Below are 15,436 nucleotides of genomic sequence, written 5' to 3'. Positions count from 1 at the left end.
AAGGGGGTGACATGAGGAAGTACGAAACCGAGTTCAAGCTCAAGGTGGTCAAGAGCTTTTTGAATGGGGACGGCGGAGCGAAGTTGCTGGCCCGGCAGTGGTCAGTGCCTGAGGAGAAGATCCGTACTTGGGTAAGCCACTACCGTCTGCACGGCATTGACGGGCTACGACCCAAGCGCAGCAAGTACAGTGCGCAGTTCAAGTTGCAGGTACTGTCTCATCAGGACCGTGAGCAGCTTTCTTGCCGGCAGGTTGCGGCGGTCTATGACATCCGCAATCCCAACCAAGTCGTGACCTGGCGACGTAAACTTGATGAAGGCGGCGTGCAGGCCTTCGGGACCTGGGAACAAGAGCACTCCAGTATGAAGAATGAACAACGAAGCCCAGTGCCGCCAAGCACGGCCATCACAGATTCGGCGCAGGCCTTACGCGAAGAGAACGAGCGACTACGCGCGGAGGTGGCGTACTTAAAAAAATTGCAAGCCTTGATTCGGTTCAAGATATCAGCTGCGTCGACAAAGCGCGTCTGATTGCCGGATTGAGGCAGCAATATAAATTGGCGGACTTGCTGCGGGTAGCAGGCTTGGCACGTAGTACGTTCTATTACCAGTGCCACGCTGCGCAGCGAGCAAACCCACAAAGCACCATGGAGCCCAAGATCCGCGCCATCTATGAAGAGCACAAGGGTCGCTACGGATACAGAAGAATTACGGCGGCGCTGAGCAATTCAATGGCGGAACCGGTCAACCACAAGTGCGTACAACGGCTGATGCAGAAGATGGGGCTGCGCGCGGTGATCCGGGCGAAGAAGCGCTTTAGGCATGTCTCCGGTATGAGCGATGAGCAAGTGCCGAACGTACTGGAACGCGACTTTTGTGCAACCGCGCCAAACCAGAAATGGGCGACAGACGTCACCGAGTTCAATGTGCATGGTAACAAGCTCTATCTGTCGGCCTGCATGGACCTTTACAACGGCGAGATCGTCGCGCACCAAATGGCCAGACGTCCCGTTTACGAGCTGGTTGCCAGCACTCTGCAGGAAGCGCTTTCGCGGACCGAGTGCACTGCGGGGCTGATCGTTCACTCTGACCAAGGCTGGCACTACAAGATGCAGCCCTATCGAGCGATGCTTGCGCAGCGTGGAGTCAAGCAAAGTATGAGCCGCAAGGGGAACTGCTTTGACAACGCGGTAATTGAAAGCTTCTTCGGCACCCTAAAAGCCGAGTATTTTCATCTTGCACCACCAAATAGCGTTGATGAACTTGAAGCTGGCGTGCATGATTACGTCCGCTACTACAACCATGAGCGCATCAAGCTCAGATTGAAAGGACTCAGCCCGGTGGAGTACCGGCTGAGAAGGACCGCTTAGTTGGCGGAAGCGCAACCGTCCAAGTCTTGGGGGTCAGTTCAAAGTCCATGCCGGGTGCTCGGTTCACCGTGCGTTTCTCGAATACGCAGGCATAAAAAAGCGGCTCACAAGCCGCTTGTCCAACTCACGAGGTCTGTTTAAGCCAATGGCTTCACATGAAAGTGAATCGGCTGTTCATGCGTTTGCGCGTGCTCATGCGGTGCCTCGTGCTCAGCGCAAGGCATATTGCACAAGTCATTGCCATTCACGGGGCAAGCACGGTTGAATGTGACCACGTGGTCCACCTCGGCGCGAATGCCAATCCACTCGCCCAGTTTGTGGTCGTGATGGCTGGGCACATGGGCCATTACTGTCTCGCCTGTTTTCAAGCGCAAGGTGTACAAAAACTCTGAGCCACGGAATGATTTGCGAATGATTTCCGCCTTCACGGGGGCGTCGTCGTCATGCACGATGTCGTCGGCGCGCAGCAGCACATCGCATTCACCTGATGCAAAAGTGCAGGGCAGTGGGCACTCGGCCACATCCATCAAATCGCCCATGGGCGTGTGAACCACCACTTGGTTGTTCACCTCGCGCAGGGTGGCGGGCGTGAAGACGCCGTGGCCAATGAACTCGGCCACAAAGCGGGTGGCAGGGCGGTGGTACAGCGTGTAGGCGTCGTCCCACTGGTGCAAGCGGCCTTCGGACATGACGCCAATCACGTCACCAATCGCAAAGGCTTCCATTTGGTCGTGCGTCACAAACAAGGCTGTGGTTTGCGCTTCTTTCAAAATGCCACGCACTTCCAAAGCCAAGCGTTCGCGCAGTTCCACATCGAGGTTGGAGAACGGTTCGTCCAACAACAACAGTTGTGGCTTAGGCGCCAACGCACGGGCCAAGGCCACGCGCTGTTGTTGGCCACCCGACAATTCGTGTGGAAAACGTTGTGCACTGCTGGCCAAACCCACCAAGGCCAACACCTCGCGCACACGCGCTTCGCGCTCGGCACGGGGTTGCTTGTGCAAGCCAAAGCTCACGTTGTCATGCACGGTCAAATGGGGAAAAAGGGCATAGTCTTGAAACACCATGCCAATGCGGCGCGCTTCGGGTGCCACATGCGCGGAGGCACTGCTGACCACCGATTGGGCCAAACGAATTTCGCCAGCGCTGGCACGCTCTAAACCAGCCACCGCACGCAACAGCGTGGTCTTACCGCAACCCGAGGGGCCAATGAGCACGCCCATTTCGCCCGCGCGCAAGCTCAGCGTGACGCGATCCACCGAAGGACGGGCACGTTCTGTGTAGCTGACTGAGAGCTGGGCGACATCTAAAAACATACCGCCATTGTAGAGACGGCCTTTAACGCCACACGCTGTGCGGCTACCTACAATGCCGCATGGTTTTTAGCTCTCGCTTGTTCTTACGCTGTGTGTTGGCTGTGCTGGCTTTGTTGTTGGCACTGCCAGTGTTGACCGTGCTGTTTTCGTGGGCACAGTGGAACGACGCCTCAGCCAGCATCTTGGCTGAGATGGCCAGCACGGTGCTGCCTGACTATGTGGGCACCTCGCTGCTGCTGTGCGCACTGGTGAGCGTGGGCGTCATCAGCATGGGCACGGTGTCTGCGGCGGCAGTCACGCTATTTGACTTTCCAATGCGCCGCAGCTTGGAATGGGCGCTGCTCTTGCCACTGGCCATGCCCGCGTATGTGGTGGCCTATGCCTACACCGACTACTTGCAATTCAGCGGTCCGCTGCAAACCGGCATTCGTGCGGCGTTTGGCCTTGAGGGTCGCGTGTTTCCCGAAGTGCGCAATGTGTGGGGGGCAGCGTGTGTGTTCACCCTTGCGCTTTATCCGTATGTGTATTTGCTGGCCCGCACGGCTTTGTCTGAACGCGCCAACCATTTGATGGAAGCGGCACGTTTGCTAGGTGCGCCTTTGTCGCGCCGCATCACGCGCGTGGCCTTGCCCTTGGCCCGCCCCGCGATTGCTGCAGGCACCGCATTGGCCTTGATGGAAACCTTGGCTGACTTCGGTGTGTCGAGCTACTTTGGCATTCAAACCTTCACCGCCGGCATTTACAAGGCCTGGCTGGTGATGGACAACCGCATTGCCGCTGCACAGCTGGCCACCTTGCTGCTCATCGTGGTGGTGGCTTTGTTGGCAGCCGAACAGCGTGCGCAATCGCGTTTGCGTTTTTCCAGCGCGCGCGTGGACCGCCATGGCAGCGAATCGCAACCTTTGAAGTTACAAGGCGCAGCTGCCGCTTTTGTGTGGACTTTGTGCGTGTTGCCCGTGTTGTGTGGTTTTGTGCTGCCTGTGTTGTTCATGGTTCGTGCTTTGCTGCAAGGCGATGGCGTGGTGGACTTGCCTTGGGGCCGCTTCATGCAATGGTCACTCACCAGTTTGTCGTTGGGTGGCATGACGGCTTTGCTAGCCGTGGGCGCCGCGTTGCTGCTGGCTGCACAAGCCCGTTTGCACCCCAACTGGCTCACGCGCCAAGCCATGGGCGTGGTGAGCTTGGGCTACGCCGTGCCAGGCGCGGTGATTGTGGTGGGCTTGCTCTTGCCGGTGGGTTGGGTGCAAGCCACGTGGCCGCAATCGGGCGTGGGCTTTTGGCTGACCGCCACGGTGTTGGGTTTGGTGTGGGCGTACTTGGTGCGCTTTGTGGCTGTGGCTTTGCAATCGGTGCAAAGCGGCTACGCGCGTGTGCCTGCTTCACTGGACGACAGTGCGCGCATGTTGGGCACCTCAGGCTTCTCGCTGGTGCGCCGCGTGCATTGGCCTTTGCTCAAAAAACCATTGGCAGCGGCCACACTGCTGGTGCTGGTGGACGTGATGAAAGAGCTGCCCGCCACCTTGGTGCTGCGCCCCTTCAACACCGACACCTTGGCCGTCATGGCCTACCAATTGGCGCGTGATGAACGCTTGGGCGAAGCTGCTTTGCCCTCGTTGGCCTTGGTGCTGGTGGGCTTGCTGCCGGTCATCTTGCTCAGCCGCACCCTGCGCCGCAGCTGACGCTGCGCGGCAAAACCTGCACTTTCGGCAGGGGCATTTGATCCAAGTCAAATGATAATGATTCGCATTTGATGTACACTCATCCCAAGCTTTTCTACTTGGAGTCGCCACATGCGTCGCACCCTCACCGTTTTGTCCTTGGCCATTTCTGCCGTATCCGCTGGCTTGTTCAGCGCCTCTGCGTTGGCCGACGAACAGGTCATCAACCTTTACTCAGCCCGCCATTACCCCACCGATGAAGCGCTGTACAGCGACTTCACCAAAGCCACGGGCATCAAAATCAACCGCGTCGATTCGGACGACGCAGGCATCATCGCCCGCCTCAAGGCTGAGGGCACGGCATCACCTGCCGATGTCATCTTGCTGGTGGACGCGGCCCGTTTATGGAAAGGCGAAGTCGACGGCATGTTCTTGCCCGTCAAATCCAAAACCTTGGAAACCGCCATTCCCTCGCAGCTGCGCTCTAAACCCACCGACGACGGTACCGCTTGGTTTGGTTTGTCCACCCGCGCTCGCGTGGTGGTGTACGACAAGCTCAAAGTCAAACGCGAAGACGTGGACACCTACGAAGAACTGGCCGATCCGAAAAACAAAGGCAAGCTGTGCATCCGCTCTGGCTCACACCCCTACAACCTGAGCTTGTTTGGTGCGATGACCGAACACCTTGGCCCAGCCGCCACTGAAACGTGGCTCAAAGGCATGGTCGACAACATGGCGCGCGCGCCCAAAGGTGGGGACACTGACCAAATCAAAGCGGTGGCCAGCGGTGAGTGCGGCATTGCCGTGACCAACACCTACTACTTGGCGCGTTTGATGCGCTCAACCAACCCCGCCGAAAAAGCGGTGGCTGAGCGCGTGGGCGTGGTGTTCCCCAACCAACAAAGCTGGGGCACGCACGTGAACGTGGCCGGCGGTGCAGTGGCGCGTTACACAAAGAACCAAACGAACGCCGTGAAGTTTTTGGAATACCTCGTCAGCCCCGAAGCACAAAACCACTTTGCCAACGGCAACAACGAGTGGCCCGTGGTCAAGGGTATGAAGCTGGACAACCCAGCCCTCAAAGCCATGACCGGCGGCAACTTCAAAAGCGAACTGGTGCCCATCAGCGCCGTGGGCATGAACCAAATCAAGGTGCAACAAATGTTGGACCGCGTGGGTTTCAAGTAAACACCACGCTTGCGTTGCGCAGACGATGCGCAACTTCTCGAACAGCCAGCCACTCACGCCTTCGGGTCGTTGATAGCCAGCCATTGATCAGGCAGCTTGCCTGCCACCTTTTCAATGTTGGAATTTCAAATGAAACACCCCAAAGGCACATCCGTGCGCCAAACTTGTTCGCCCGAACTCGTCGCCAAAACACCCAGCAACTTGCTGCCTTTGGCCGCCTTGATGTTGGCGGGCTCCATGGGCGCGGCGCAACCCGCCCTTGCGCAGAGCGAAGAAAAAACACTCAAGACCGTCACCGTCAAAGACACGCAAGATCCCAACTTGTCCAAGGAAAGCTTGCTGGTCAAACAAACGGGCATTGCCAAAGGTAACCAACAGCTCAAAGACATCCCACAAACCGTGACGGTGATGACTGAGAAGCTGATGGCCGATCGAAACTACGACGACTTTCGTGAAGTGCTCAAGTCCACCGCCGGCGTGACATTTCAAGCGGGCGAAACAGGCGAAGAAGATGTGCGCATGCGCGGCTTTTCACTGGGCCAAGCGGGTGACATTTACGTCGATGGACTGCGCGATGCCCCCTTGACCGAGCGCGACACCTTCAACACCGACCGTGTGGAAGTGCTCAAAGGCTCAGCATCGATGCTGTTTGGCAAAGGCTCCACCGGTGGCGTGGTCAACCAAGTCAACAAGCAGCCCTTCTTGATGGACCAAAACGAAACCAACGTCACCATCGGTAGCGGCCAAATGCGTCGCATCACCGGTGACTTCAACAAACAAACCGGTGCATCCTCAGCCTTTCGTCTGAACGTGATGACACACGAGGCCGACAACTGGGATGCCAAGGTCGACAAGAAAGGCGTGGCTGGTGCATATCGCACAGGCATTGGTGAGCGTGACGAATATTCAGTTGGCCTTTACCACCTAGAAACCGATGGACGCCCGCTGTACAACCACCCTTGGATGATTGGCAACGGCACAAGCACTGCCAGCAGCAATGGATCGGGTGTGATCGTTCCGGTACTGAATGCCAAAAATTATTACGGCCTCACCAGCGATTACTTAAAAACTCAAACCTCGTATCTGACACTCGGCCACACACACCGATTCAACCAAGACAGCGCACTGAAAACCACGGTGCGTTACGGCCACTACGAGCGTGATTTGCTGGCAAGCGCAGTGCGGTTCACAACCGCCACCTCGCTCTCTAGCCTCAATGGCAACACATCACTGTCACGAAGCTTCAAAGCTCGCCGCGGGGAAAGCGATGCGCTACAAGTGCAAAGCGACTACAACAACAACTTTGAATGGATGGGCCGCAAACACGAGCTGATTGCGGGTGTCGATTACACCCAAGACAAGGCCTTGCGCAATAACAGTGCAGCTACCGGGCTACCTAGTGCAGGTCCAACGACTGTCGGCACACCCAACGATGGCGTGTCCATCACCGACAACCGCCAAGTGGCCATGAACCGTTTTGATGCAGAGAACTTTGGGCTTTACACCCAAGACACCATCAGCATCACTCAACAGTTCAAAGTGCTAGGCGGTCTTCGCTTAGACCACTTCAGCGCTAAGTACCTCGACACGAGCAACAACAGCTTTCAGATGAGTGAGAACCTCTGGAGCCCCCGCATGGGTGCAATTTGGCAACCCAACGACAGCGCGACCTACTACACCTCATACGGCACGTCATACAACACATCGGGTGACACCTATCAGTTCGCTTTGGGCAGCTACGCACCAGGATCCAGCAACGCCAAAACTGCCAACACAGCGCCCGAGAAGAGCCGCAACATGGAAGTCGGCAGCAAGTTTGAAATCTTCGAGAAAAAGGGCTTGCTTGGCATAGCGCTCTTTCACTCTGAGAAGTACAACGAACGCAACACCGATGCAGACAGCGCGGCTGCACAACAGCTGCTCTCTGGCAAGCGACACGCCACGGGCATGGAGTTCAACTTCGCAGGACGTCTGACACCCGCTTGGGAAATGTTCTACAACCACACTTGGATTCCTGAAGCCACCATAGACGAGAGCAACATCGTCGCCACCGGCACTGGCGCGCAAGGCAAAGGCGACCGATCGGCACTCACGCCCAAGCACAGCGCCAGCTTGTGGAGTACCTACCGCTTCAACACCACATGGCGCTTGGGCTCGGGCTTGAACTACCGCGGTGAGCAAAACCCAGATGGCGCTCGCACAAAAACAGCGGCCGCCTTCACCACGGTTGACGCGATGGCCGAATGCACCTTGAACGATGCCAACGTGCTCAAGTTCAACATCTCCAACCTCACCAACAAGCTCTACGCCGATTCGCTGTATCGCGGCTTTTATGCCCCCGGCGCACCACGCCGAGTGGAGCTGAGCTGGAAATCCATGTTCTAAAGGAAAGCCCTCATGCTGCTGCACTTGCGTAACGTCCTCACCACCGAGGAACTCCAAACGGCCCAATCTTTGCTGGGCGACGACGCCCCTTGGATGGAAGGGCGCATCAGCGCAGGTTCGCAAGCCGCGACGGTGAAGAACAACTCCCAGCTGTCGCAAAGCAGTGCGCAGGCCAAGCAGTTGCAAGCGCTCATCTTGAGTGCGTTGAAGCGCGATGCTTTGTTTTTCTCTGCGGCCTTGCCACGCAAAATTTTCAACCCGCTGTTCAACCGCTATCGCGGCGACGCCAACCACTTTGGCCCGCACGTCGATGGCGCAGTCATGCATTCGCAAGCCACAGGCGAGTGGGTGCGCACCGATGTGTCGTGCACCGTTTTTCTGAGCGACCCCACGAGCTACGACGGCGGTGAGCTACTGGTGCAAGACACCTATGGCAACCGAGGCGTCAAGCTTGCCGCAGGGGATGCGGTGCTTTACCCCGGTACTAGCGTGCATGAGGTCACGCCCGTCACACGCGGTGAACGTGTGGCGAGTTTTTTCTGGATTGAGAGCATGGTGCGCAGTGACGAACAACGCCGCACCTTGTTTGAACTCGACATGAACTTGCTCAAGCTGCGTGCGCAGCTGGGCGAAACGCCCGAGACCACCTCGCTCACAGGCGTGTATCACAACCTGTTGCGTCAATGGGCCAGCACCTGACCATGCGCATGAACACGCTTAACCCGCACCACATTTCCAACACACGACTGCGCAACACCATCGCAGCCGTGCTGCTGGTACATGTGGCGCTGTTGTGGGTGGCACAAAGCCAGCTAGCTGAATTACCCGCCTCTGATGAATCTGGCCAAGTGGTAATGGCCGATGTCGTGTCTGACATTCCCAACCCTACCCCGCTCACACACGACAAGCAAGCGCCAACAGCGACACCGACACCTACGCCTACGCCAACGAAGAGCGTGACTAAAACCGACACGCTCGCGCTCACACCCAATAGCAGCAACGCCCAAGAAGCCGCTGCCTCTAACGCTGCAGCTGCACCTTCTACCGCATCGGGCAAAACTGGCTCGCCAAGTTTGGTCGAACCTTCTGCTGATGCGGACTATTTAAAAAACCCACCGCCAGGCTACCCGCGCATCAGCCGCCGCAATGGTGAGCAAGGCACGGTCATCGTGCGCGTGTTCATCAGCACGCAAGGCACGCCTGAAAAAGCTGAGGTGCGCACCTCCAGTGGCTTTGCACGTTTAGACCAAGCTGCGCTGGAAGCCGTGCAGCGTTGGCGCTTTATGCCTGGTCGTCGCAATGGCACGCCAGAGGCCATGTGGTTCAACATCCCCGTTCGTTTTATTTTGGAGTAAGTCATGCCCTCATCATTTGGTTTTTCAAATATTTGGCTGCAAGGTGATTGGGTCACGCGCAGCATTTTGTTGCTGTTGCTCGGCATGTCATTGGCCAGTTGGGTGGTGATCGTCATCAAGGCCTTGGACACATGGCGACACAAAGAGAACGCGCTCAACAGCGAACAGTTTTGGCACTGCACCAGCTTGGCTGAAGGCCTGAGTGTGCTGAGCCAACGCCCCAACAACCTGTTTCATCACTTGGCACTGACGGGCCAAGAAGCCACCGAACATCACCAAGCTGCACAAAAACAATTGCATGACCGCTTGGACATCAGCGACTGGCTGACCCGCAGTTTGCGCAACGGCATTGATGACCACACGTCACACTTACAAAACTGGCTCTCAATCTTGGCCTCGATAGGTTCAACCGCGCCATTCGTGGGCTTGTTCGGAACGGTCTGGGGTATTTACCACGCGTTGGTGAACATTGGCACAACGGGCAACGTTGGCATTGATGCAGTTGCAGGCCCCATCGGCGAGACCTTGATCATGACGGCATTGGGTTTGGCCGTAGCGATTCCAGCAGTGCTGGGCTACAACGCCCTGGTGCGAGGCAACAAATTCATCATCGCGCGCATGAACCGTTTTGCACATGATTTGCACGCTTATTTCGTCACAGGCGCACGCGTGCACAGCAGCGCACAAGGAGCCAGCCATGTCGTTTGAAGCCAATGGTGACAGCGATGAGGTGATGAGCGAAATCAACATGACACCTTTGGTGGACGTGATGTTGGTGTTGTTGGTGATCTTCATCATCACCCTTCCCGTGATTCAACACGCCGTCAAGGTAGATCTGCCCAGCGCCAGCAGCGTGCGCAGCAGCCCGCCTCCTAACAATTTGCAACTGTCTGTCGATGCACAAGGCCAATACTTCTTGGGTAAACAAGCCATCAGCGCAGACGCTTTGCAACTGCGCTTGAAAGATGAAGCCAGCAAAGACCCGCAACCACAGCTCTTCATCCGCGGGGACAAGCGTGTTCCTTACGAGTTTGTGGCGCAAGCCATGAGCAGTGCACAACGTGCGGGCATGCAGCGCATTGGTTTTGTCACCACCCAGCCATGAACCAGCCTACTGACTCGAAAACCACGGCATCCGCTGTGGCTGGCACCTCATCTAGCACTGCTGATGGCATTCGGACGCTGGACAGCCAAGAGTTGCTTGGCAAACAAGGTGTGCTCTACATCCGTCATCAAGGTGAGACGTACCGACTGCAAACCACCCGCTTTGGCAAGCTGATCTTGACCAAATAAGGCGCTTGGGCGGCTCTACCCAAGGCTGTCTCAATCGGCCTCATTGAGACAAACAATCGCCGACGCAGAAAATCTTGTCTATCATTCACGTCAATGAGTTTTTCTCATTCGATAGTTTTTATCAACCACCCAAAGGAAACCACATGTCTTTGATCAATACCCAAATCCAACCATTCAAGAACCAAGCTTTCCACAACGGTAAATTCGTTGAAATCACTGAAGCCACCCTCAAAGGCAAGTGGAACGTGTTCATCTTCATGCCAGCCGCTTTCACTTTCAACTGCCCAACAGAAATCGAAGACGCAGCTGACAACTATGCAGCTTTCCAAAAAGCCGGCGCTGAGGTGTACATCATCACCACCGACACTCACTTCTCACACAAAGTGTGGCACGAGACTTCTCCAGCCGTGGGCAAAGCCAAGTTCCCATTGATCGGTGACCCAACACACAAGTTGACACGCGCTTTTGGCGTGCACATCGAAGAAGACGGCCTGGCATTGCGCGGCACTTTCGTGATCAATCCAGAAGGCATGATCAAGACCATGGAAATCCATTCCAACGAAATCGCTCGTGACGTGTCTGAGACATTGCGCAAGTTGACTGCTGCTCAATACACAGCCGCTAACCCAGGCCAAGTGTGCCCAGCGAAGTGGAAAGAAGGCGCGAAGACTTTGGCTCCTTCCATCGACTTGGTCGGCAAGATCTAATTTTTGCCCCCGTTAAACCCTGCTGACGCAGGGCGTTGACCGCAGCGCATTCCGGCCACAAGCTGGCGTGCGTTGTACTCAGCGAATCACCCCCCAACCTTTTAACCCACTAGGACTGCGCCACAAGCGCATGACCTTGAGTTAATGCACCCCGAAATAGGAGAACACCATGCTCGACGACACACTCAAAGCACAACTTCAACAATACCTTGGCATGTTGCGCCAGCCCATCCGCTTGATCGCCTCACTCGACGACAGCGAAACCGGCAAAGACATGGGCGAGTTGCTCAACACCATCGTTAGCTTGTCTGACAAAGTCACCCTCGACACCTCGGGCACTGATGCACGCAAGCCTTCGTTTGCTGTGGTGCGCGAAGGCGAAACACAGGGCGTGCGCTTTGCAGGCTTGCCACTTGGCCATGAGTTCACCTCTTTGGTGTTGGCCCTGTTGTGGACCGGCGGTCACCCACCCAAGGTGGAACAAGATGTGATTGACAGCATCAAGGCCCTTCATTCTGCGGATGGTGGCGACTTCAACTTTGAGGTCTACATGTCTCTGAGCTGCCACAACTGCCCAGACGTGGTGCAAGCCCTCTCGCTCATGGCCATCGTCAACCCCAAGGTCAAGACCGTGGTGATCGAAGGCGGCGCATTCCAGAAGGAAGTGGAAGAGCGCCAAATCATGGCTGTGCCCATGGTGTTCTTGAACGGCCAAGTATTTGGCTCAGGTCGCATGAGCGTGGAAGAAATCGTCGCCAAGCTCGACACCAATGCAGCCGCCCGTGATGCGGTGAAGATGAGCGAGAAAGCCCCTTACGACGTGTTGATCGTGGGCGGTGGCCCAGCAGGTGCAGCTGCCGCTGTGTATGCGGCCCGCAAGGGTATCCGCGTGGGCATTGCCGCTGAGCGCTTCGGCGGTCAGCTGAACGACACCATGTCGATTGAGAACTACATCTCGGTGTTAGAGACCAACGGCCCCAAACTCGCCGCTGACCTCGAAGCCCAAGTGCAGCACTACGGCGTGGACATCATGAACATGCAACGCGCCAGCAAAATTGTGTCTGCTGAAGAAACCGGCGGCATGACAGAAGTGCACTTAGAAAACGGCGGCGTGCTCAAAGCCAAGAGCGTCATCTTGTCCACTGGCGCGCGTTGGCGCAATGTGAACGTGCCCGGCGAGACCGAGTACAAAAACAAAGGCGTGGCCTACTGCCCACACTGCGACGGCCCCTTGTTCAAAGGCAAGCGCGTGTCTGTGATCGGCGGCGGTAACTCAGGCGTGGAAGCTGCCATTGACTTGGCTGGCCTCGTCGAACACGTAACCTTGATTGAATTTGCCGACCAGCTCAAGGCTGATGCTGTGTTGGTCAACAAGCTCAAGAGCTTGCCCAACGTGACCATCCATGCCAACGCGCAAACTACCGAAATCACCGGTGAAGGCGGCAAGGTCAATGGCCTGAGCTACAAAGATCGCGCCACTGACGTCGTGCACCATGTCCCTCTCGAAGGTGTGTTCGTACAAATCGGCTTGGTGCCCAACACCGAGTTCTTGAAAGGCAGCATGGAGCTGAGCAAGTTTGGCGAGATCGTGATCGATGCCAAAGGCCACACCAGCATGCCTGGCGTGTTTGCAGCAGGTGACTGCACGACCGTGCCCTACAAGCAAATCATCATTGCGGCAGGCGAAGGTGCGAAGGCGGCTTTGTCAGCGTTTGATCATTTGATCCGTCAACCCACGACTGCTTAAACCAGCTCATCTGCGCAACGCAGCAAAAGGCAGGTGCTTCGGTACTTGCCTTTTTTTATTGCCGCTCTATATGCGCACCATGCATAGGCTTCGCCTAAATCATGGATAGAAACAATTGGCTGGACTATTTGAATTGCAAGCATCACAGTCTGGAGCAAGCAGTTATTTTTAACCTCAAGGAGACACACATGAGCCAAGCATCAAATACCGGCAAATGCCCATTCCACGCAGCAGGCGGCGCACGCGCACAGCAAGGCGCTCAGTCCAATGCACAGTGGTGGCCCAACCAGCTCAACCTCTCCACCTTGCATCAGCACCAAGCGGTATCCAACCCGATGGATGCAGACTTTGATTACCACGAAGAATTCAAAAAGCTCGACTACGCCGCGCTCAAAAAAGACTTGGCCGAGTTGATGACGCAAAGCCAAGACTGGTGGCCCGCCGACTATGGCCACTACGGCGGCTTGTTCATTCGCTTGGCTTGGCATGCCGCAGGCACTTACCGCACGGCCGACGGGCGTGGCGGCGCAGGCACTGGTAACCAGCGTTTTGCCCCCATCAACAGCTGGCCTGACAACGGCAACCTCGACAAAGGTCGACGCTTGCTGTGGCCCATCAAACAAAAATACGGCAACCAAATTTCATGGGCTGATTTGTTCATCTTGTGCGGCAACGTGGCCATGGAAACCATGGGCTTCAAAACCTTTGGCTTTGGTGGCGGACGCACCGACATTTGGGCCCCCGAAGAAGACGTGTACTGGGGCGCTGAAAAAGAATGGCTGGCCACCAGTGATAAGCCCAACAGCCGCTACAGCGGCGAGCGCCAACTCGAAAACCCACTGGCTGCCGTGCAAATGGGTTTGATCTACGTGAACCCACAAGGACCTGACGGCAAACCCGACCCCGTCGCCTCAGGCAAAGACGTACGCGAAACTTTCGCACGCATGGCCATGAACGACTACGAAACCGTGGCCTTGGTGGCCGGTGGCCACACCTTCGGCAAGATGCATGGCGCTGGCGACGCGGCCAAAGTCGGCCCCGAACCCGAAGCAGCGCCCATGCACGAAATGGGCTTTGGCTGGATCAACAGCCACGGCACAGGCAAGGGTGCAGACACCACCACCAGCGGCTTTGAAGGCGCTTGGAAGCCCAACCCCACGCAATGGGACATGGGCTATTTCAAAGTGTTGTTCAAGTACGAGTGGGAGCAAATGACCACCGCCGCAGGAGCCATCCAATGGCGGGCCAAAAACGTCGATGCAGAGGACATGATTCCCGATGCACACGACCCCAGCAAGAAACACCCGCCTCACATGACCACGGCTGACTTGTCGCTGCGCTTTGACCCCGCGTACGAAAAAATCTCGCGTCACTTTTACGCCAACCCCGATGAGTTTGCCGACGCGTATGCCCGCGCTTGGTTCAAGCTGACCCACCGCGACATGGGACCTAAGTGCCTTTACCTCGGCCCAGAGGTTCCTGCCGAAGACTTGATCTGGCAAGACCCCTTGCCCGCAGTCACGCACACACTCATCGACCACAGCGATGCCACCGACCTCAAAGCCAAAATTTTGGCCAGCGGTTTGACAGTGGCCGAACTGGTGTCCACCGCGTGGGCGTCTGCATCCACCTTCCGCAACAGCGACAAACGCGGCGGAGCCAATGGCGCGCGCATTCGCCTTGCGCCGCAAAAGAACTGGGAGGTCAACCAACCCGAACAATTGGCGCGCGTGCTGGCCACGCTGGATGTCATCCGCAATGGCTTTCACGCCACCCATCGCGGCGGCAAACAAATCTCGATGGCAGACCTCATCGTATTGGCAGGTAACGCTGGCTTAGAAGCAGCCGCCAAAGCCTCGGGTGACGCCATCGAAGTGCCTTTTGCCCCCGGACGCACTGATGCCACAGCAGAGCAAACCGATGTTGAATCATTTGCTGTGTTGGAGCCTCAAGCGGATGGTTTTCGCAACTACCGCCAAAAAGCGTTCCGCGTGTCGCCAGAAGAAATGCTGCTCGACAAAGCGCAGTTGCTTGGCTTATCAGCGCCAGAGATGACGGTACTGGTGGGTGGTCTGCGCGTGCTGGGCGCCAACCATGGCGGCAGCAAACAAGGTGTGTTCACCCACCGAGCAGGGCAGCTAACGCCCGACTTCTTTGTCAACTTGGTCGATATGTCCACGGCATGGCAACCGACAGGCGACAACGCTTTTGAGGGGCGTGACCGCAAAACAGGCAGCGTGAAATGGACTGCCAGCCGTGTGGATTTGGCCTTTGGCTCGAACTCACAGCTGCGCGCCATTGCCGAGGTCTATGCCCAACACGACAACGCGGGCAAGTTTGTCAAAGACTTTGTGGCCGCTTGGACCAAGGTGATGAACTTGGACCGCTTCGACCTGAAGTGAGCCTTGTCTCCTGCGC

The 15,436-nt window shown here is 56.7% G+C and carries 12 protein-coding genes and 1 pseudogene; 12 read left to right on the top strand and 1 reads right to left on the bottom strand.

Annotated elements, in window-relative coordinates:
* Positions 1 to 11 precede the first annotated feature (11 nt).
* Positions 12 to 1,369: pseudogene (locus tag C5F52_RS03775) on the top strand (IS3 family transposase).
* Positions 1,370 to 1,506: 137 nt separating this feature from the next.
* Here C5F52_RS03775 and C5F52_RS03770 read toward each other — a convergent pair.
* Positions 1,507 to 2,685, bottom strand: coding sequence for an ABC transporter ATP-binding protein (locus C5F52_RS03770; RefSeq protein ID WP_104796958.1), 1,179 nt, complete (start codon positions 2,683 to 2,685; stop codon positions 1,507 to 1,509).
* A 59-nt stretch (positions 2,686 to 2,744) separates the two neighbouring features.
* Between C5F52_RS03770 and C5F52_RS03765 the strand changes: the two genes are divergently transcribed.
* From C5F52_RS03765 to katG, 11 genes are all read left to right on the top strand, one after another.
* Positions 2,745 to 4,364: an iron ABC transporter permease gene (locus C5F52_RS03765; protein WP_104796957.1), complete on the top strand. Its 1,620-nt coding sequence runs from the start codon at positions 2,745 to 2,747 to the stop codon at positions 4,362 to 4,364.
* A 111-nt stretch (positions 4,365 to 4,475) separates the two neighbouring features.
* Entirely contained in the window at positions 4,476 to 5,531 is a 1,056-nt protein-coding gene (locus C5F52_RS03760) for an extracellular solute-binding protein (protein ID WP_104796956.1), read from the top strand.
* A 129-nt stretch (positions 5,532 to 5,660) separates the two neighbouring features.
* A complete protein-coding gene (locus C5F52_RS03755) occupies positions 5,661 to 7,916 on the top strand; it encodes a TonB-dependent siderophore receptor (RefSeq protein ID WP_104797158.1) in 2,256 nt (751 codons plus the stop codon).
* 12 nt (positions 7,917 to 7,928) lie between these two features.
* Complete coding sequence (locus C5F52_RS03750) at positions 7,929 to 8,615, top strand: Fe2+-dependent dioxygenase (RefSeq protein ID WP_104796955.1); 687 nt, start codon at positions 7,929 to 7,931, stop codon at positions 8,613 to 8,615.
* Positions 8,616 to 8,623: 8 nt separating this feature from the next.
* Positions 8,624 to 9,271 carry an energy transducer TonB gene (locus tag C5F52_RS03745; RefSeq protein ID WP_236657703.1) on the top strand — a complete coding sequence of 216 codons (648 nt, stop codon included), beginning with the start codon at positions 8,624 to 8,626 and terminating at the stop codon, positions 9,269 to 9,271.
* Positions 9,272 to 9,274: 3 nt separating this feature from the next.
* Positions 9,275 to 9,979, top strand: coding sequence for a MotA/TolQ/ExbB proton channel family protein (locus tag C5F52_RS03740; RefSeq protein WP_104796953.1), 705 nt, complete (start codon positions 9,275 to 9,277; stop codon positions 9,977 to 9,979).
* On the top strand, positions 9,969 to 10,376 hold the full coding sequence (locus tag C5F52_RS03735; protein ID WP_104796952.1) for a biopolymer transporter ExbD: 408 nt from the start codon (positions 9,969 to 9,971) through the stop codon (positions 10,374 to 10,376). Before C5F52_RS03740 ends, C5F52_RS03735 begins: the two co-directional genes overlap by 11 nt.
* Positions 10,373 to 10,564 carry a hemin uptake protein HemP gene (gene hemP, locus C5F52_RS03730; protein ID WP_104796951.1) on the top strand — a complete coding sequence of 64 codons (192 nt, stop codon included), beginning with the start codon at positions 10,373 to 10,375 and terminating at the stop codon, positions 10,562 to 10,564. Before C5F52_RS03735 ends, hemP begins: the two co-directional genes overlap by 4 nt.
* A 143-nt stretch (positions 10,565 to 10,707) precedes the next feature.
* Positions 10,708 to 11,271, top strand: coding sequence for an alkyl hydroperoxide reductase subunit C (ahpC, locus tag C5F52_RS03725; RefSeq protein ID WP_104796950.1), 564 nt, complete (start codon positions 10,708 to 10,710; stop codon positions 11,269 to 11,271).
* A 169-nt stretch (positions 11,272 to 11,440) separates the two neighbouring features.
* The gene (ahpF, locus tag C5F52_RS03720) at positions 11,441 to 13,018 is read left to right on the top strand and encodes an alkyl hydroperoxide reductase subunit F (protein WP_104796949.1); all 1,578 of its coding nucleotides are present in this window, start codon (positions 11,441 to 11,443) and stop codon (positions 13,016 to 13,018) included.
* A 188-nt stretch (positions 13,019 to 13,206) separates the two neighbouring features.
* The gene (gene katG, locus C5F52_RS03715; protein WP_104796948.1) at positions 13,207 to 15,420 is read left to right on the top strand and encodes a catalase/peroxidase HPI; all 2,214 of its coding nucleotides are present in this window, start codon (positions 13,207 to 13,209) and stop codon (positions 15,418 to 15,420) included.
* Positions 15,421 to 15,436: the final 16 nt, after the last annotated feature.

It is taken from the genome of Limnohabitans sp. TS-CS-82, from assembly GCF_002943475.1.
The sequence above is the reverse complement of the archived record's forward strand: the minus strand, read 5'-3'. Positions and strand labels throughout refer to the sequence as shown.